The 16,813-nt window shown below is 65.5% G+C and carries 18 protein-coding genes; 9 read left to right on the forward strand and 9 right to left on the reverse strand.

Annotated elements, in window-relative coordinates:
- Nucleotides 1–152: 152 nt before the first annotated feature.
- The 8 genes from H5407_RS14925 to H5407_RS14960 all read right to left on the reverse strand — a co-directional run bounded on the left by H5407_RS14925 (nucleotide 153) and on the right by H5407_RS14960 (nucleotide 5,862).
- Nucleotides 153–788, reverse strand: coding sequence for a protein phosphatase CheZ (locus H5407_RS14925; RefSeq protein ID WP_183105257.1), 636 nt, complete (start codon nucleotides 786–788; stop codon nucleotides 153–155).
- Between the two features lie 11 nt (nucleotides 789–799).
- Nucleotides 800–1,192: a chemotaxis response regulator CheY gene (gene cheY / locus H5407_RS14930; protein WP_183105258.1), complete on the reverse strand. Its 393-nt coding sequence runs from the start codon at nucleotides 1,190–1,192 to the stop codon at nucleotides 800–802.
- A 104-nt stretch (nucleotides 1,193–1,296) separates the two neighbouring features.
- Nucleotides 1,297–2,223 (reverse strand): flagellar motor protein MotB, encoded by a 927-nt coding sequence (motB, locus tag H5407_RS14935; RefSeq protein WP_183105259.1) that lies wholly within the window; start codon nucleotides 2,221–2,223, stop codon nucleotides 1,297–1,299.
- Between the two features lie 45 nt (nucleotides 2,224–2,268).
- Nucleotides 2,269–3,129 (reverse strand): flagellar motor stator protein MotA, encoded by an 861-nt coding sequence (gene motA, locus H5407_RS14940; protein ID WP_183105260.1) that lies wholly within the window; start codon nucleotides 3,127–3,129, stop codon nucleotides 2,269–2,271.
- 124 nt (nucleotides 3,130–3,253) lie between these two features.
- Nucleotides 3,254–4,048 carry a trans-aconitate 2-methyltransferase gene (locus tag H5407_RS14945; RefSeq protein WP_183105261.1) on the reverse strand — a complete coding sequence of 265 codons (795 nt, stop codon included), beginning with the start codon at nucleotides 4,046–4,048 and terminating at the stop codon, nucleotides 3,254–3,256.
- A gap of 17 nt (nucleotides 4,049–4,065) precedes the next feature.
- The gene (gene flhC / locus H5407_RS14950) at nucleotides 4,066–4,602 is read right to left on the reverse strand and encodes a flagellar transcriptional regulator FlhC (protein WP_183105262.1); all 537 of its coding nucleotides are present in this window, start codon (nucleotides 4,600–4,602) and stop codon (nucleotides 4,066–4,068) included.
- A 207-nt stretch (nucleotides 4,603–4,809) separates the two neighbouring features.
- Nucleotides 4,810–5,133, reverse strand: a complete 324-nt coding sequence (flhD, locus tag H5407_RS14955; RefSeq protein WP_183105263.1) for a flagellar transcriptional regulator FlhD — start codon at nucleotides 5,131–5,133, stop codon at nucleotides 4,810–4,812.
- A 237-nt stretch (nucleotides 5,134–5,370) separates the two neighbouring features.
- Nucleotides 5,371–5,862: a hypothetical protein gene (locus H5407_RS14960; RefSeq protein WP_183105264.1), complete on the reverse strand. Its 492-nt coding sequence runs from the start codon at nucleotides 5,860–5,862 to the stop codon at nucleotides 5,371–5,373.
- 711 nt (nucleotides 5,863–6,573) lie between these two features.
- On the opposite strand from H5407_RS14960, the gene H5407_RS14965 reads away from it, so the two are divergent.
- From H5407_RS14965 to H5407_RS14995, 7 genes are all read left to right on the forward strand, one after another.
- Nucleotides 6,574–7,482, forward strand: a complete 909-nt coding sequence (locus H5407_RS14965) for a flagellin (protein ID WP_183105265.1) — start codon at nucleotides 6,574–6,576, stop codon at nucleotides 7,480–7,482.
- A 349-nt stretch (nucleotides 7,483–7,831) separates the two neighbouring features.
- A complete protein-coding gene (locus H5407_RS14970; protein ID WP_183105266.1) occupies nucleotides 7,832–8,746 on the forward strand; it encodes a flagellin in 915 nt (304 codons plus the stop codon).
- Between the two features lie 307 nt (nucleotides 8,747–9,053).
- Nucleotides 9,054–9,968, forward strand: coding sequence for a flagellin (locus H5407_RS14975; protein ID WP_183105267.1), 915 nt, complete (start codon nucleotides 9,054–9,056; stop codon nucleotides 9,966–9,968).
- A gap of 153 nt (nucleotides 9,969–10,121) precedes the next feature.
- Nucleotides 10,122–11,525, forward strand: a complete 1,404-nt coding sequence (gene fliD / locus H5407_RS14980; protein WP_183105268.1) for a flagellar filament capping protein FliD — start codon at nucleotides 10,122–10,124, stop codon at nucleotides 11,523–11,525.
- A 183-nt stretch (nucleotides 11,526–11,708) separates the two neighbouring features.
- Nucleotides 11,709–12,140, forward strand: coding sequence for a flagellar export chaperone FliS (fliS, locus tag H5407_RS14985; protein WP_183105269.1), 432 nt, complete (start codon nucleotides 11,709–11,711; stop codon nucleotides 12,138–12,140).
- A gap of 54 nt (nucleotides 12,141–12,194) precedes the next feature.
- Complete coding sequence (locus H5407_RS14990) at nucleotides 12,195–12,494, forward strand: flagellar protein FliT (RefSeq protein WP_183105270.1); 300 nt, start codon at nucleotides 12,195–12,197, stop codon at nucleotides 12,492–12,494.
- Nucleotides 12,495–12,582: 88 nt separating this feature from the next.
- Entirely contained in the window at nucleotides 12,583–13,332 is a 750-nt protein-coding gene (locus tag H5407_RS14995) for a flagellar brake protein (protein WP_183105271.1), read from the forward strand.
- 39 nt (nucleotides 13,333–13,371) lie between these two features.
- Here the strand turns inward: H5407_RS14995 and fliE are convergent, their stop codons facing one another.
- The gene (fliE, locus tag H5407_RS15000; RefSeq protein WP_183105272.1) at nucleotides 13,372–13,695 is read right to left on the reverse strand and encodes a flagellar hook-basal body complex protein FliE; all 324 of its coding nucleotides are present in this window, start codon (nucleotides 13,693–13,695) and stop codon (nucleotides 13,372–13,374) included.
- A 224-nt stretch (nucleotides 13,696–13,919) separates the two neighbouring features.
- On the opposite strand from fliE, the gene fliF reads away from it, so the two are divergent.
- Both fliF and fliG read left to right on the forward strand, forming a co-directional pair.
- Nucleotides 13,920–15,620 (forward strand): flagellar basal-body MS-ring/collar protein FliF, encoded by a 1,701-nt coding sequence (fliF, locus tag H5407_RS15005; RefSeq protein ID WP_183105273.1) that lies wholly within the window; start codon nucleotides 13,920–13,922, stop codon nucleotides 15,618–15,620.
- 192 nt (nucleotides 15,621–15,812) lie between these two features.
- Nucleotides 15,813–16,808: a flagellar motor switch protein FliG gene (fliG, locus tag H5407_RS15010; RefSeq protein ID WP_183105274.1), complete on the forward strand. Its 996-nt coding sequence runs from the start codon at nucleotides 15,813–15,815 to the stop codon at nucleotides 16,806–16,808.
- Nucleotides 16,809–16,813: the final 5 nt, after the last annotated feature.

Here is a 16,813-nt window from a genome sequence, read left to right on the forward strand (position 1 = left end):
AACTTAAGCCGGATAAGCGGGGGGAAATGGGCGGTCATTCCGACCGCGCCGGCCCAGAAACAAAAAGCCCGCCGGTGCATTGCACACAGCGGGCTGTGGAAGGCCCGGCAAACGTGCCCGGGCCGGAGGACAACAAAGGGTCAGTGCAAGGATCAGAAGCCCAGGCTGGCCAGCAGGTCATCGACCTCGCTCTGGTTGGCCACGACATCGGTGCGGCCTTCCGGATTGACCACCGGGCCTTGCAGGATGTTGGGATCGACCTTCTCGCGCTGCTCGGGCGGCACCACCTGCACAAGCAGCTTGACCAGGCTGTCTTCCAGGTCGTTGGCCAGCGTCACCACTTTGGCGACCACCTGGCCGGTCAGATCGTGGAAGTCCTGGGACAGCATGATGTCCGTCAGGTGCTGATCGATGTGGGCCGTGGAGTCCTCGACCTGCTTGACGAAGTTGAAGACTGCGCCCGAGGCCACGGCCTTGACCGGATCCGCCGTGATGGCCTTGGCCATCTCCGCTGTCGCGGCCGAGATCTTGGCGTGCTCGCTCTTGGCCTGGTCCACCGAGTTCAGCACCTTGTTGGCGGCCTCGGCGGTCTTGTTGGCGATATAGGTGAGGCGGCTGCGCGCGTCGGGCAGGCCGTCGGTGGCGGTCTGGAGCTTGGGCATCACGCCCAGCTGCTGCATGGTGTCATGCAGCACCCGGGTGATGGTCCCCAGCTGCTGGAACACCTCCGGCGAGACCATCAGGGGGTCGGTACCTGCGCCCAGCTTGGTGAAATCTTCGGCTTTCATGGCCTTCTCCCTCAAGCGGCCGCGGCCAGCTTCTGCATGATCTTCTGCACCTTCTCTTCCAGCGTCGCCTTGGTGAAGGGCTTGACGATGTAGCCGGCAGCGCCGCTCTGGGCGGCCAGCACGATGTCTTCCTTGCGCGCTTCGGCGGTCACCATCAGCACCGGCAGGTGCTTCAGCGAGGCGTCTTCCTTGATGGCCTTGAGCAGTTCGAAGCCCGTCATGTTGGGCATGTTGATGTCGCTCACCACAAAGTCGAACTTGCCGTTCTTCAGCATGTTCAGGGCCTCGACGCCATCCTCCGCCTCTTCGGCATTGTTGTAGCCGATCTCCTTCAGCAGACCGCGCACGATGCGGCGCATGGTCGAGAAGTCATCGACGATCAAAAATTTCATGTCAGTGCTCATGGCGTTCCTCGCAAGGGGCTTGAGGGCTGGTCGAACCTGGTTCCTGCAGCTGGCCTGGCCTGCGTGGGGGCGGGCCTGCTGCGACGGGACGTTTCAACGCTTCTTTACGGTTTCTCGGCCGCTGATGCTGGATTGTCGGCCGGTTCGTCCTCGTTGTCCGGCAGATTTTTCAGCACAGCGTCTTCCGCATCACGGTTCATCACGATGATGCTGATCCGGCGGTTGATCGGGCTTCGGGGATCGTCGGGCTCCAGCAGCTTGCTGGCCGCCAGGCCCTGCACACGCAGCACCCGCGACTCCGGCAATCCCCCGGACAGCAACTCCCGCCGGGAAGCATTGGCGCGGTCCGCCGACAGTTCCCAGTTGCTGTATCCCCGCTCGCCCCCCGAGAAGGGCTGTGCGTCAGTATGCCCCTCCAGCGTCAGGCGGTTGGGCACCTCCGCGAGGACGGCGCCAAGTTCGCGAAGTAGTTCTCGCATATAGGGTTTGACCACGGCGCTGCCGCTGTCAAACATGGGACGGTTGTTCTCATCGACGATCTGGATGCGCAGGCCCTCCCGTGTCATTTCGAGACGGATCTGCCCCCCCAGTGATGCCAGCGAGGGGTTGTTGGCCAGCACTTCCTTGATCTTGTCCTTGAGCTCCTGCAGGCGGGTGCGCTCGGCACGGCGCTGCTCCTCCTTCAGGGCGCGCAGGTTGATGGTGTGGCGCGGGGCATCGACGTCACCGGCCTTGACCTGGCCGGTCTGTCGGGTCAGGTCTTGCCCCCCGCCCTTGATCACGTGCGAGGAATCGCCCGAACCAGAGCCGCCGCTCAGGGCCACCTTCAGCGGCGAGGAGAAGTAGTCGGCGATGCCTTTCTTGTCGCCCTCAGTCGTGGAGCCCAGCAGCCACATCAGCAGGAAGAAGGCCATCATGGCCGTCACGAAGTCGGCGTAGGCGATCTTCCAGGCGCCACCATGGGCGCCATGGCCGCCTTTCTTGATCTTCTTGATGATGATGGGCTGAAGTTTCTTGGCGTCACCGGCCATGGTGCTGCCCTCCCCTGGCGTTGGCAGGCATCGAGGAACTCAGCCTCATTTCTTGCCCTTCACGTGGCTCTCGAGCTCGGTGAAGCTGGGGCGGTCCCCCGAATACAGCACCTTGCGGCCGAACTCGATGGCCACCTGCGGCGCATAACCCTGCATGCTGGCCAGCAGGGTGGTCTTGATGCACTGCAACTCCTTGCCGGCGTCCTCCACCTTCTGCTCCAGCAGGCCGGCCAGCGGCTCCGCGAAACCGTAGGCCAGCAGAATGCCCAGGAAGGTACCGACCAGGGCCGAGCCGATCATGCCGCCCAGCACCGCCGGGGGCTGGCCCACCGAGCCCATGGTGTTCACCACACCCAGCACAGCGGCCACGATGCCGAAGGCCGGCAGGCCGCCCGCCAAGCGAGTCAGGGCCGCGACGGCGGCATGCTCTTCCTGGTGGTGAGTCTCGATCTCGGCATCCATCAGGGACTCGATCTCATGGGCATTGAGATTGCCCGAGACCATCATGCGCAGATAGTCGGTGATGAACTCGGTCACGTGGTGGTCGTTGCCCACGGTGGGGTACTTCTGGAACAGCGGCGAGTTGTGAGGGTCCTCGACGTCCTTCTCGATGGACATCAGGCCCTCCTTGCGGGCCTTCTGGAGGATGTCGTACATGAGGGCCAACAGCTCCATATAGCGGGCCTTGCTGAACTTGCTTCCCTTGAAGCACATGCCCAGGCCCTTCATGGCGCCCTTGACCACCTTCATCTGGTTGTTGGCCAGGAAGGCGCCGAAGGCGGCCCCGAAGATGGTGATGAACTCGAAGGGCAGTGCATGCAGCACGACGCCGATATTGCCCCCGTGCGCGATGAATACGCCGAAGATGCAACCCATGGCGATGAGCCAGCCGACGATGACGAACATGGTGTGTGAATGCTGCTGTGTCTGAAGCCCTTATCGGCCATGCGCCCGGGCTCTTGAGCGAGGCCGGTGCACCATCTCCCCGGCGAACCGCCAACAGGAGACGGCCTCGGCTGATGACAGGGGCTCAGAAACGATAGACATGAATGGAATGGCGCCCCGTGAGGGGCTGGGTCAGTATGGCAGGCGTGCCCGGCAGCGGAAAGTCCAGACTGATCAGCCAGGCACCGGACTCAAGTTCTGAACGCGCCTTGGCCTGCGCATGCGCCATGCTTTCCGGCCGCTGGAAAAGGTAGACCAACTGGTAGCCCACCCAGGGATGGGCCCACATATCGCCGCGCGAAACCCTGGCCCAGGGATGGCGCAGCCGGCAGGCCCAGGCCAGCAGGGGGCTCCACTCCACGCCATGGATCTCTGCGGCGGGGAAACAACGGTGCAGCTCACGCAAGCCCGCGCCCAGGCCGCAGCCGGCATCGAGGATGCGAGCCTGGGGCGGCAGTTCGACATGGGCTGCCAGGGACGCCAGCGCGCCGGCAGGCGTCGGGAACAGAGGGGCATCACGCCAGGTGCTGCGCGGGTACATCAGGACCAGCAAGCCCATGGGCAGCAGCCAGCACCAGGCCGGCAGGCCGGCCAGCCCCTGGTGCAGCAGCAAGGAGGCGGCAAAGCCACCCAGCACCATGAAGCGGCGCCAGCGACGCTCGTGCAGCCAGGCCAGGCCCGCGACCGGCAGCAGCGCGCCCACCAGGGCCCACAGCGGCCCCAGCGGCTGAAGCACCGCCAACAGCAGCCAGCCCAGCAGCCAGCACAGAAACGCCGACGCCGGCCACAGCCGGCGGGCCCAGTGGCAAGCCGCCGGCAGCGCCTGCTCGGCGCCCGGCGGCGTGTTCAGGGCAGATTCCGCAGCCGATGGTTCCTGCATCACTACCCTGCCCTGGCTCAGTGCATTTGGATCGCGCCCTGCGCGCGGCCCTTGCCGGCGCGGGCTGGCGGATTGCACAGGCCGCAGACGTAATGGCGCGAGATCTCGTGCGGATGCGTGACGAAGTGACCGCCGCACTTGCAGCACTTGGTCATGGTCAGCATGCCGTTGTCCACAAACTTCACCAGGCGCCAGGCACGCGTCACCGACAGCAGCGGCTCCAGGCCCTGTGCCTGCACCTGCTCCAGGTAGAGCTGGTAGGCCTTGATGACCGTGTCGATCTCGTCGATCTCGGCCACCTTGTTCAGATACTCATGCACATTGAGGAACAGCGAGGCATGGATATTGGGCTGCCAAGTCATGAACCAGTCTGTCGAGAAAGGCAATTGGCCCTTGGACGGCGACTTGCCGGAGACTTCCTTGTACAGGCGCAGCAGTCGTTCATAGGACAGGTCCGTTTCCGATTCGAGCACCTGCAGGCGGGCCCCCAACTGGATCAGGGTAACGGCACGCTCGATCTGGCGGGCTTCGGTCAGGATGGACTTGCTGCGCATGGTAGGTCTCCAGTCTATTCAAACTACTCGGTTCATCTAGGCTGCAGTTCGATCCCGCCCACGGCGGGCTCGAACTGCGTATTGAATGGGCCGGCGCCGGGCCGCCCCAAGCCGGCCCCCTTGCAGTTCATATCCGCCCCAAGGCGGCTATGAACTGCACCCCCTCGGGGGGTGGTCGCCCGTACCCGGGCGACCGGGGGCCCCATGTCATGCGGCTTCCTGGTGACGGCCGGCCAGCAGGATGGACGCATGCAGGCGGGACACATGGTCATTGGCAGCGGGCTTGCCATGACTGGTCAGCAGGCCCCACACCAGGTCGTCGTCCATGCGGAAGCGGCACAGCAGGGTGTTGCCAGAGGAGATCTTCATGATCTGGGCCGGGGTCAGGGTGGCGATCAGCGTCGCGGTCTCTTCCGAGATGCCCAGGCGGAACAGCGCCTGCTCGCGGTCGGTACGGATCAGGCTCTGGGCCAGCATCAGGTACGACAGATTGGCTTCACGGATCTCGGTGAGGATTTGATCGGCGTTCATGTCGGGCTCCTGTATGTCGCTTCAATTGCGTGTCAACGTGAGACGAATTGTGAAGAGCACAACAGGAACGAAACATCAGCCCATTTCCGTCGATGAAGTCCCGGAAATTCGCAAGCTCTTGTCAGGCAAATTCCTACAAGGCTGTCCGCCGCCCCAAAGAGAAAAGGCCTGCTGCGGGGGGCAGAAGGCCTCTTGGGAGGGCTTGCCGGCCCCTAGGGCCGGCGCGAGGGCAGGCTGTCAGCCTTGGGATGATGCGGCGGACGCCTCGTTGGCGCGAGTCTGAAGCCGCGCCAGCTCGGCGCGCACCAGGCCCACCAGCTCGGGCGCCTCGCGCTCCAGGCTGATCAGGCCCTGCCCGGTCAGCAGTTGGGTGAGCACCTCCAGGGCCGCAGCCTCCTCGCCCAGACCCGCCAGGGCGAAGCCCAGGGTATAGAGGCTGGCGCCATGGTGTGGCGTGATGACCAGGGCCTCGCGGGCATAGCGCACCGCGTGGAGCAGCTCGCCAGCACTCAGCAGCAGGGCGGCCATGTCGCTCAGCAGCTCGTGGCTCAGTGGTTCCTGCTCCAGCGCGCCGGCCAGCAGGGCCAGGCCCTGGCCCAGGCGGCCGCGGGAGGCTTCGGCGAAGGCTGCGTTGCGGGCCTGAGCCAGCAACCACTGGGCTTCCGGATTGGGATTGATCAGCGCGGCGGGCAAGGCCTCGCGTGCGCCTTCAGTAGGGGTCGAACGCATGTGCATCTCCTGCAGGTAGGCCGTGCGGGCCGTTGAAAGGGACGCAAACAATGCATGGCCTGCCATCGCAAACGGGCAGGGGCAGGCTTATCGTCCGCGTTGGCGCCCACTTTAGGCAGGCGCCTCCGATCCATTGACCGGAAAAGCGGGGTGGGAATCCTTCATCTCGGCGCCTGCCCTGCCCCACCCGGGCCGAAAAACAGAGCAGGGCCCCGCCTCCAGTGGCATGAGGGCGCGGCCCGCAGCAGCGTGCTCCTGACGCTCACCTCTTGCCTTCTTCCACCTGTGCCGCGGACATGACGCGGCGCCCCTTTCAGCAAAGGACCCTCACCGCTCCAGCCCCGACCGACGCCGGACCGGCATTCCTTCACAGTCCAGGCCCGCTCCCGCCCGAATCTGAAACGAAGAAAAGCACGGCAAGTCCCCCGGCTATTCAAAAGATCACAGGTCTTGACAAAAAGCCCTCAAGTTCCGACTAGGGGGCTCCGATAGCCATTCCAACGGGTCTGGAAACAGGTTCGTGGTCCGGTTAGGAGGCCGAGAACGGGCACCTCGATGGCAAGACGAGGTTCCGGCTTCAACGGTTGACTAGCGCCGGGCGGTGCAGAGCGGCAGGTTCGCCTGTCGGGCTGCAAGCACGGGTGTCAGTACCCGGGCACCCGAGTCACGTCGGCGCTAAGCCGGGGTTCTTCAAGCTGAAAGGAGCACATCATGCCCGCCGTCATCAATACCAATCTGCTGTCGCTGAACGCACAGCGCAACGCCAACACCGCGCAGTCCGCGCTGGCGGTGTCCATGCAGCGCCTGTCCTCGGGCCTGCGAGTCAACTCCGCCCGTGACGATGCCGCCGGCCTGGCCATCGCGGAACGCATGAATTCCCAGGTCAAGGGGATGAATGTGGCCATCCGCAATGCCAACGACGGCATCTCCCTGGCGCAGACGGCTGAAGGCGCACTGGGCAAGGTCAACGACATGCTGCAGCGCATGCGTGAACTGGCCGTGCAGTCGGCCAACGGCACCAACAACACGGATGACCGCACCGCGCTGAACAACGAGTTCTCGCAGCTGCAGAGCGAAATCACCCGCCTGACCAACAACACCACCTTCAACGGCCAGGCCACCCTGACCACCACCACCGCCTTCGACTTCCAGGTCGGTGCCAACGCGACCAGCAATGACATCATCTCGATCACCGGGCTGAACATGCTGGGCACGACCACCGCCGCCGGCAAGAACGACGGTGCGCTGGCCGAGGTGACCAACGCCACCAACACCGACATCCTGGCCGTCGGCGCCGCCGGCACCGGCACGACCTTCGACGCCTATGCCGGCGCCACCAAGGGTGCCCTGGACTCGGTGGCGAAGATCGACCTGGCCATCGCCCAGGTGAACGTGGCCCGTTCGACCTTCGGTGCTGCGCAGAACCGCATCGACGCGGCCATCTCCAGCCTGCAGGTCTCGGTGGAGAACCAGTCGGCTGCACGCAGCCGCATCATGGACGCTGACTACGCCATGGAAACCGCCAACCTGAGCCGAGCGCAGATCCTGCAGCAGGCCGGCACGGCGATGATCGCCCAGGCGAATCAGACGCCGCAGCAAGTGCTGTCGCTTCTTCGATGACCCTGGGCCAGCCCCGCTGGCCCTGAGCTCCAACGCTGCGACGACCGTCGAGGTCAAAGGGCAAAGCCCGCCAGCGCAAACACCCTAACAGGCCGCCAATCACCCCGCTTTTCAGGTGATTGAGCGGCCCCTCTTTTCAAGGTCTGACCTCAAGCGCATCCCCTCCAGTCCGATAACCCTCTCAACGGGTCCCAGCTCGTTAGCGACAAGCGACAGCGGCCACCGCCTCTCCCCCGAGAGCGCACCAGGCCGGCAGCGCAGGCACACCGCCCGCACTGTCACTGAAGCGGCCGCAACGCTGGTCTGCTTGGGCTCGGTTTCCATTCATCGGTACTGAAAGGATCGCGTCATGCCTCAAATCATCAACACCAATCTGCAATCGCTGAATGCCCAGCGCAATCTGTCGATGTCGCAGAACTCGCTGTCTGTCAGCATGCAGCGCCTGTCGTCAGGCCTGCGGGTCAATTCGGCCAAGGACGACGCCGCCGGCCTCGCCATCGCCGAACGCATGAACACCCAGGTGCGCGGCATGACCGTGGCCATCCGCAATGCCAACGATGGCATCTCGATGGCGCAGACGGCTGAAGGCGCACTCGGCAAAATCGGCGACATGCTTCAGCGCATGCGTGAGCTGGCCGTGCAGTCGGCCAACGGCACCAACAACCAGACCGACCGCGAAGCGCTGAACAACGAGTTCACCCAGTTGCAGAGCGAAATCACCCGCCTGGCCGCCAACACCTCCTTCAACGGACAGCCTGTGCTGACCGGCACGACCGGCTTCACCTTCCAGGTGGGCGCCAACGCCACGACCAACGACCAGATCACCATCACCGGGGTCGACATCACCGGCACCACCACCAGCGCGGGCACCAATGCCGCAGCCCTGGCCGAAGTGATCAACACGACCAACACGGACATCCTGAACGTCGGCGCCGCCGGCACGGGCACGACCTTCGACGTCTACACGGGCGCCACCATCGGCGCGCTGGACGCCATGGCCAAGATCGACCTGGCGCTGTCGCAGGTCAACACGGCACGTTCGACCTTCGGCGCGGCACAGAACCGCTTCGATGCGGTGATCTCCAGCCTCAATGTGTCCGTGGAAAGCCAGACCGCCGCCCGCAGCCGCATCATGGATGCCGACTACGCCTCGGAAACCGCCAACCTGAGCCGCGCGCAAATCCTGCAGCAGGCCGGCAACGCGATGGTCTCCCAGGCCAACCAGCTGCCGCAGCAGGTGCTTTCGCTGCTGCGCGGCGGCTGATACCGGGCCGCGGGGCCGCGCCGACGGAAGGAGGCAGCGTTTCGCCAAAGGCGGGGCGCTGCTTTTTGTTTGGGGGTGGTTTCACCCCTTTATCGAGACTTTGGAGACGCACGGGCACTTTCAGAATTCGTCCAACACGTCAGGAATTCCCGGCGTGGATTCCGGAGCCCTCCGGAGCGCAGTCAGGTTCAGTTCCGGCCTGCTGCCTTTCGCGGGGCGACTCCGAAGACCTCGGTCATGAGCGCACAGAGCGCCGGACCGCAGTCGTCGGGGTCCGAACCCTCCGGCAATTTGCAGGAGTGCTCAAATGCCCCAGACCATCAATACCAACATCGCCTCGTTGAATGCGCAACGCAACCTGAACATGTCTCAGGGGATGCTGAGCGTCGCGATGCAACGACTGTCCTCCGGCCTGCGAGTCAACTCGGCCAAGGACGACGCCGCCGGCCTCGCGATTGCGGAACGCATGAACACGCAGGTGCGGGGCATGACGGTGGCCGTGCGCAATGCCAATGACGGCATTTCGTTGGCGCAGACGGCGGAAGGCTCGCTCGGCAAGATCGGGGACATGCTGCAGCGCATGCGTGAGCTGGCGGTGCAGGGTGCCAACGGCACCAACAACGTCGATGACCGCTCCGCGCTGAACAACGAATTCCTGCAGCTGCAGACCGAAATCGGACGGCTGGTGCGCAACACCACCTTCAACGGCTCGCAGATCCTCACCGGCGCGGCGACGACCTACACTTTCCAGGTGGGCGCCAACGCCACCACGGACGACCAGATCCAGGTGGCGGTGAGCGACATGCTGACCACCACCACGGCCGCCGGCAAGAACGACGGTGCGTTGGCGTCGGTGATCGACACCACCGCCACGGACATCCTGAACCTGGGCGCGGCCGGCACCGGCACGACCTTCGATGTCTACGCCGGCGGCACGCAGGGCGCCTTGGACTCGCTGGCCAAGATCGACCTGGCCCTGGCCCAGGTCAACCTGGCCCGCTCCACCTTCGGCGCCACGCAGAACCGATTCGACGCCGTGATCGCCAATCTGCAGGTCGCGGTGGAGAACCAGGCGGCGGCTCGCAGCCGCATCATGGATGCCGACTACGCGCAGGAAACGTCCAGCCTCTCCCGGGCGCAGATCCTGCAGCAGGCCGGCAATGCCATGGTGGCCCAGGCCAACCAGCTCCCGCAGCAAGTGCTGCAGCTGCTGAAGGGCTGAGCCACCAGGCGGCAGCCTGCAGGCCGAGGCGGTTTCCCGATGCGCGCGGGAGACGGTCTCGGCCTGTGGGCGCTGAAAAAACGCAAAAAGTCCTAAAGTTCACTCCGGCCCTGCCGAAGAGGGCTTGGGGCAGTGTCTTTTTGAGAGGATGCCATGGCGAGCATTACTTCACTGGGTATCGGTAGCGGGCTGGACGTCGAGTCCCTGGTCAGCAAGCTGATGTCCGTCGAACAGACACCCATCAACAACATCAAGAAGGCCTCGGCCGGCCTGCAGACCAAGATCTCGGCCTATGGGCAGATGCAGGCCGCGATGTCGGCCATGCAGACCGCCGCCCAGAAGCTGAGCGATCCAGCCACCTGGTCCGCCTCCAGCACCAGCAGTTCGGACAACACCGTTGTCACCGTGAGCGGCCCTAACGCCGGCACGCAAAGCCACGTGATCACCGTCAGCCAGCTCGCCACCGCGCAGAGCGTAGCCAGCGGCGTGTTCACCAACGCCAACAGCACCGTCGGCGAAGGCACCCTGACCATCGCGCTGGGCAGTTGGGAAGGCGACCCGCCCGTGTTCACCGGCAAGGCGGGCAGCAGCTCCATCAGCGTCAACATCACGGCCACGGACACGCTCAACAGCATCCGTGACAAGCTCAACGCTGCCAATGCCGGCGTCGTGGCCAGCGTGGTCAGCGATGCCGCGGGCACGCGCCTGGTCATCCGCTCGCGCGACAGCGGGCAGACCAATGGCTTCCAGATCAGTGCCTCGGACCCCAGCCTGGCCGCCCTGAGCTACGAGGGCCCCGACGCTGGCGGCATGAGCCTCAAGCAGGCCGCGGGCAACGCGTCCTTCAACATGGATGGCCTGGACCTCAGCTCGGAGTCCAACACGCTCAGCACCGTCGCCGACGGACTCACGCTGACCTTGCTGAAAACCAGCACCACAGCCGTCAACGTCGGCAGCAGCACGGACAACACGGCCATCAAGAAGACCATCCAGGACTTCGTCACCGCCTACAACGGCCTGATGAACCTGATGCGCGACCAGACCAAGTACGACTCCGCCACCAAGACCGCCGGCACGCTGCAGGGCGACGCCAAGGCCATCTCGCTGCAGCAGATGCTGCGCAACGTCAGCGGAGGCTCGACCACGCTGGGCGGGGCCTTTGCGCGTCTGGCCGACATCGGGCTGGACCCGGGCCAGAACGGCACCCTCACCATCAACAGCAGCAAGCTGGACAAGGCCCTGGGCAACCTCGGCGACCTCAAGCGCTTCTTCAGTTCGGTGGATGTGACGGACGCCTCCCACAATGGCTTTGCCAAGAAGTGGATTGATTTCGCCAGCAAGACGCTGGGCACGGATGGAACCATCTCCGTGGGCCAGACCGGCCTGCAAAAGCGCATCAAGGACAACGACAAACAGATCTCCGCGCTGCAGGACCATCTGGACCTGATGGAAAAACGCCTGCGCGCCCAATACACGGCGCTGGACACCAAGATGGGCCAGCTCAACGGCCTGTCGGCCTATGTCACGAAGCAGTTCTCCAACAAGTCGTCCGGCTGACGCCACCGCCGGGCCCGGTCAGGTCTGACAGCCAGAGGCGCCCCGCGGGGCGCCTTTTTCATTCACACTGTCCACTCGCAAACCCACTGCTTTCCCCGTGCAATTCGTCGCGTCGCGGAGGCTCAAGTTTCCCGGCGGCAGGTCGAAAAATGTCTCAACACGGCCCAACAGAGAACTGAGCATATGTACGGCAACTCTTCCCCCTTCGCATCGCGCACGCATCGGGCCAGCGCCATGTACAGCAAGGTCGGCCTGGAAACCGACGTGCTGAACGCCAGCCCGCACCGCCTGGTGACCCTGCTGTTCGACGGCGTGCACGACGGCATGACTCAGGCCATCGGCCACATCCAGGCCGGCAACCAGGAGATGAAGAACCGCAGCCTCGGCCGCTGTGTCCGTATCCTGGACGAAGGGCTGAAGGCTGCCCTGAACCTGGAGTCCGGTGCCCTGGCCCGCGACCTGCGCGACCTCTACGCCTATCTGTGCATGCGCCTGACGCATGCCAACCTGCACAGCGACATCGCCACCATCCAGGAATGCCAGCGGCTGCTCCAGCCCGTCCGCGAAGCCTGGCATGCCATCGGCGAACGCGGCGACACCAAACGAGTGGCCTGAAGCATGCGCGCCGACCCCACGACAGCCCGCCCACCCAGCATTCCGGACAGCCCCATGAACACCCACCTCATCAGCTACTACGAAGCGATCGAACAGGCCAGCGCTGACATGCTCTCCGCGGCCCGCTCGGGCAACTGGGACGAAGTTGTCAAGCTGGAAGGAGCCTGCGTGCTGCTGATCTCGCAGCTCAAGCATGCCGCCCAGCGCGAGCAGCTGGCGCCCGAGGAAAGCCAGCTCAAGACCCGCATCATGCAGCGCATCCTGCTCAACGACGCGGAAATCCGCCACTTGGCCGAGCCCTGGCTGGATGACCTGGATCAGGTGCTCAGCGGCAAGTTCAAGACCGTACACTGAAGACTTCGAAGCGCACCCCGGTGCGCTTCTTCACATCGCAGCCCGCCCCCCGAACCGGCTGGCTGCCCGCCGCAACTGGTCCGCCCCGATGAACCTGCCCGACACCGCCGCCCCCACCGACCTCGATGACCCGCAGCGGGAGAACTACCGGATCAGCACCCCCGTCGAGATCGCCGCCTACCTGCGCGAGCTGATGAGCGAGCAGGCGCGGGTCTACCTGCGCAACCCCGAGGGCGTGGACCTGCACACCACCCTGTGCGTGCTGGACGCCCGAACCGGGCTCCTGGGATTCGATCTCCCCAGCAGCAGCAGCCAGGCGGAATCCCTGCTCGAGAGCGACGAGATCACCGCCACGGCCTACCTGGCCTCGATCCGCCTGGAGTTCGAGCTGGAGCAGCCGGTGATCGTGCGCGATGGCGGCGGCAGCGTGCTGCGCGCCGCCCTGCCCCGAAGCCTGTACCGCTTCCAGCGCCGCCAGACCTTCCGGGTCCAGCCCACGGGCGTCAACTACCCGCTGCTGCAGCTGCGCCATCCCCTAGACGGCGAGTTGCTGCGCCTGCGCGTGCTGGACGTGAGCATGGGCGGCCTGGGCCTGCTGCTGCCGGGCGACCAGCCCGAGCTGCCGCCCAACCTGGACCTCGGCGGCTGCGTGCTGGAGCTGGATCGAGACACCCGCCTGGAGGTGAGCCTGCGACTGCTGCATGTGACCCAGCATGCCGAGATCCAGAGCGGCCGCCATCTGGGCTGTGCCTTCCAGACGCTGCCGCCCGAGACTGCGCGGGCCCTGCAGCTCTACATCGACCAGACCCAGAAGAGACGCCGCCAGATGCGACTCTGAGGCCGTCGGCGGCGCTTCCTGCGGCAGGCAGTGCAGGCGCTAGACCTGCATGTTCATGATTTCGGCATAGGCCGAGACCAGGCGGTTGCGCACCTGCAGCGTGGCCTGGAAACCGATCTGCGCCTTCTGCATGGCCACCATGGTCTCTTCGAGGCTGACCGTGGGGTTGTCCAGCTGGACCTCGCGCTGCAGGCGGCGGGCCTCGTTCTGCTGGGTGCTGACCGACTGCATGGCCTTCACCATGGCATCGCCGAAGCTGGTGCCACCCGTGGCGCGCGTCTGGGCCACCGGCTGGCCGTTGCTGCTCATGCCGGCTCGGGCGACGGCAGCGGCGAAATCGAAGGGGCGAAGCTTGAGGTCCATGGCATCTCCCGGAGCTGACGGTGCCATCCAGGCCGAAGCGGACCGGGATGCAGGACACGGTCCCGCTCTTCAGGTAGGGGAATGCTACGGGTCAGGCCAAAGGACAAAGGCGTGAACTGAGCGCGCTTTGTCGGCCTCATTTCGCCTTTCTTAAGGGGGAAATGACAAAAAAATCCTGGTCATTGGTGCGGGAACCCTGCACCCTTGCACAGCCGCCACCCGCCATGGACAACGCCCTCACCGCCCCTACCGCCGTCACCCTGGAGCCCGTCCCGGCCCAGCCCGCAGGCCAGCCGGGCTTGGCCGGGCGACTGGTGGCTCTGCCCGCGCGCAGCAAGCTGGGCCTGGGCCTGGGGCTGGCCTCGCTGGTGGGCGTGGTGCTTGCCATGAGCCTGTGGTCCTCGCAGGGGGACTTCCGCCCCGTCTTCACCGGCCTCTCCGACAAGGACGGTGGCGCTGTCATCGCCCAACTGGCGCAGATGCAGGTGCCCTACAGGAACGAGCCCGGCGGCACCATCCTCGTCCCGGCCAACCAGGTCTACGACGTGCGCATGAAGCTGGCCTCGGCCGGCCTGCCCAAGGGCTCCGTGGTGGGCTTCGAGCTGATGGACAAGCAGTCCATCGGCCAGACCCAGTTCAACGAGCGCCTGAATTTCCAGCGCGCCCTCGAGGGCGAGCTGACCCGCACCATCACAGCCATGGCTGACGTGGCCGATGCCCGCGTGCACCTGGCCATGCCCCAGCAGAACGGCTTCTTCCGCGAGCAGCAGAAGCCCAGCGCCTCGGTGATGCTGACGCTGCGTGGCGGCCGCAGCCTGGACCGCGCCCAGGTCGCCGGCATCGTGCACCTGGTGTCGGCCTCGGTGCCCGAGCTCAATCCCAAGGCCGTCAGCGTGCTGGACAGCACCGGCGCCCTGCTCTCCAGCCCTGGCGACAACGGCTCCGGCCTGGACAGCCAGCAGCTGCAGTACAAGCAGCAGGTCGAGGCCAACCTCCACAAGCGCATCTACGAGCTGCTGGAGCCCGTGGTGGGCCGGGAGAACCTGCGTGCCACCGTCACCGCGGATGTCGATTTCTCCCAGGTCGAGTCCACCGCCGAGGAATACAAGCCCAACCAGGGCGCCAATGCCAGCAGCGCCATCCGCAGCCAGCAGACCCAGGAATCGACCAACGCCACGCCGGCCCAGCCCTCCGGCGTGCCCGGCGCGGCGACCAACCAGCCGCCGGTGCCGGCCACAGCCCCCATCAACGGCGCCTCGGCCCCGCTGCAGACGGCAGGTGGCGCCGGCAGCGGCCAGCAGAGCAGCCGCCGCGAGGCCGTCACCAACTACGAGCTGGACAAGACCGTCCGCGTGACCCGCAACGCCACTGGCGTGGTGCGCCGCCTCAATGCCGCGGTGGTGGTCAACCATCGCAGCATCACCGATCCCAAGGGCAAGGTCACCACGGTACCCGTGTCCCAGGAAGAGCTCGACAAACTCACCGCGCTCGTCAAGGAGAGCATGGGCTTCAGCCAGGACCGCGGCGACTCCGTGCGCGTGGTCTCCGCGCCCTTCGTGGTCGAGAAGATCGACAGCACCGAGCTGCCCCTGTGGAAGCAACCCTGGCTGCTGGACGTGGTGCGCGCCGCCGCCGTGCCCGCGGCCCTGGTGCTGGTGGCCCTCATCGCCGTCTTCGGCATGGTCAAGCCGGCCATTCGCGCCGCCTATCCGCCAGCGCCCGAGGAGAAGACTGAGGAAGCCGGCGGCCAGCTCAATGCCGTGGCCGACGAGACCGAACTGCTGCCGGGCGGCGAGGGCCTGCCCGCCCTGGAGGCACCGGCCAACAACCAGAAGCTCGAACGGGCCCGCCAGCTGGCTCGCGAGAATCCTGCGGCCGTCGCCAACATCGTTCGCGCCTGGGTGAACGGCGAGGAGCCAGCGTGAACTGCTTGCCCCTCGCCCAGGCTCGCCGCGCTGGACGCGGGCCTGCCCGGTCGGTCCCCCGGGGGGACGACGATGCGCTCGGCATTGAGCCGCTCGCCTCGTCACAGCGAGCCGGCTTGGGAGCGGCCCGGCGCTCGGCCCGCAATACCATGCCCATCGCCCGATCGGGCGAACTGACAGGAACGCACCATCATGGATGACGAAGGCGTCGAACAAGCGGCCATCCTGCTGATGTCCCTAGGCGAAGAGGAAGCCTCCGAGGTCTTCAAGCATCTCGCGCCCAAGGAAGTGCAGAAGCTGGGCGAGACCATTGCCAAGCTGAAGGTGGTCAAGCGCGAACAGGTCGAAAAGGTGCTGGACAAGTTCGACGCCGTGGCCGAGACCCAAAGCATGCTGGTCAACGATACCGACGAGTACGTGCGCACCGTGCTGCGCCGCGCCCTGGGTGAGGACAAGGCCAATCTGCTGCTGGACCGCATCCTGCAGGGCAGCGACGTCTCCTCCATCGAGAGCCTGAAGTGGATGGACGCCGGCTCGGTGGCCGAACTGCTGCGCAACGAGCACCCGCAGATCATCGCGGCCATCCTGGCCCACCTGGATTTCGACCAGACCAGCTCCGTCCTCAAGCTCTTCACCGAGCGCCAACGCAATGAGGTGCTGATCCGCATCGCCACGCTGGACGGCATCCAGCCCATGGCCCTGAAGGACCTCAACGAGGTGATGAGCCAGATCCTGGCCGGCGGCGATCGCATGCGCAAGAGCTCGCTGGGCGGCGTGAAGACGGCGGCCGAGATCATCAACATGATGGGCTCCAGCGTCGAAGCCTCGGTGCTGGACTACATCCGCGAGGCCGACAGCGACCTGGCCCAGAAGATCATGGACAACATGTTCACCTTCGACGATCTCGAGAAGATCGACGACAAGGGCATCCAGGCCACGCTCAAGGAAGTGCAAAGCGAATCGCTGGTGGTGGCGCTCAAGGGCGCCGGCCCCGAGCTGCGCGAGAAAATCTTCCGCAACATGTCCACCCGCGCAGCCGAGACGCTGCGCGAAGACCTGGAGTCCCGCGGACCCGTGCGTCTCTCCGAGGTGGAGAGCGAGCAGAAGGAGATCCTCAAGATCGTGCGCCGTCTGGTGGACGAAGGCCAGATCGTGCTTGCCGTCGGCGGCGACGACCAGTTCCTCTGAGCCCC

The sequence above is a fragment of the Mitsuaria sp. WAJ17 genome, from assembly GCF_014174515.1.
Classification (GTDB): domain Bacteria; phylum Pseudomonadota; class Gammaproteobacteria; order Burkholderiales; family Burkholderiaceae_C; genus Roseateles_B.

Bases quoted from the DNA above. Each gene is read 5' to 3' on its own strand.
- H5407_RS14925 (WP_183105257.1), bottom strand. From the start codon at position 788: ATGAAAGCCGAAGATTTCACCAAGCTGGGCGCAGGTACCGACCCCCTG.
- cheY (WP_183105258.1), bottom strand. From the start codon at position 1,192: ATGAGCACTGACATGAAATTTTTGATCGTCGATGACTTCTCGACCATG.
- motB (WP_183105259.1), bottom strand. From the start codon at position 2,223: ATGGCCGGTGACGCCAAGAAACTTCAGCCCATCATCATCAAGAAGATC.
- motA (WP_183105260.1), bottom strand. From the start codon at position 3,129: ATGTTCGTCATCGTCGGCTGGCTCATCGCCATGGGTTGCATCTTCGGC.
- H5407_RS14945 (WP_183105261.1), bottom strand. From the start codon at position 4,048: ATGCAGGAACCATCGGCTGCGGAATCTGCCCTGAACACGCCGCCGGGC.
- flhC (WP_183105262.1), bottom strand. From the start codon at position 4,602: ATGCGCAGCAAGTCCATCCTGACCGAAGCCCGCCAGATCGAGCGTGCC.
- flhD (WP_183105263.1), bottom strand. From the start codon at position 5,133: ATGAACGCCGATCAAATCCTCACCGAGATCCGTGAAGCCAATCTGTCG.
- H5407_RS14960 (WP_183105264.1), bottom strand. From the start codon at position 5,862: ATGCGTTCGACCCCTACTGAAGGCGCACGCGAGGCCTTGCCCGCCGCG.
- H5407_RS14965 (WP_183105265.1), top strand. From the start codon at position 6,574: ATGCCCGCCGTCATCAATACCAATCTGCTGTCGCTGAACGCACAGCGC.
- H5407_RS14970 (WP_183105266.1), top strand. From the start codon at position 7,832: ATGCCTCAAATCATCAACACCAATCTGCAATCGCTGAATGCCCAGCGC.
- H5407_RS14975 (WP_183105267.1), top strand. From the start codon at position 9,054: ATGCCCCAGACCATCAATACCAACATCGCCTCGTTGAATGCGCAACGC.
- fliD (WP_183105268.1), top strand. From the start codon at position 10,122: ATGGCGAGCATTACTTCACTGGGTATCGGTAGCGGGCTGGACGTCGAG.
- fliS (WP_183105269.1), top strand. From the start codon at position 11,709: ATGTACGGCAACTCTTCCCCCTTCGCATCGCGCACGCATCGGGCCAGC.
- H5407_RS14990 (WP_183105270.1), top strand. From the start codon at position 12,195: ATGAACACCCACCTCATCAGCTACTACGAAGCGATCGAACAGGCCAGC.
- H5407_RS14995 (WP_183105271.1), top strand. From the start codon at position 12,583: ATGAACCTGCCCGACACCGCCGCCCCCACCGACCTCGATGACCCGCAG.
- fliE (WP_183105272.1), bottom strand. From the start codon at position 13,695: ATGGACCTCAAGCTTCGCCCCTTCGATTTCGCCGCTGCCGTCGCCCGA.
- fliF (WP_183105273.1), top strand. From the start codon at position 13,920: ATGGACAACGCCCTCACCGCCCCTACCGCCGTCACCCTGGAGCCCGTC.
- fliG (WP_183105274.1), top strand. From the start codon at position 15,813: ATGGATGACGAAGGCGTCGAACAAGCGGCCATCCTGCTGATGTCCCTA.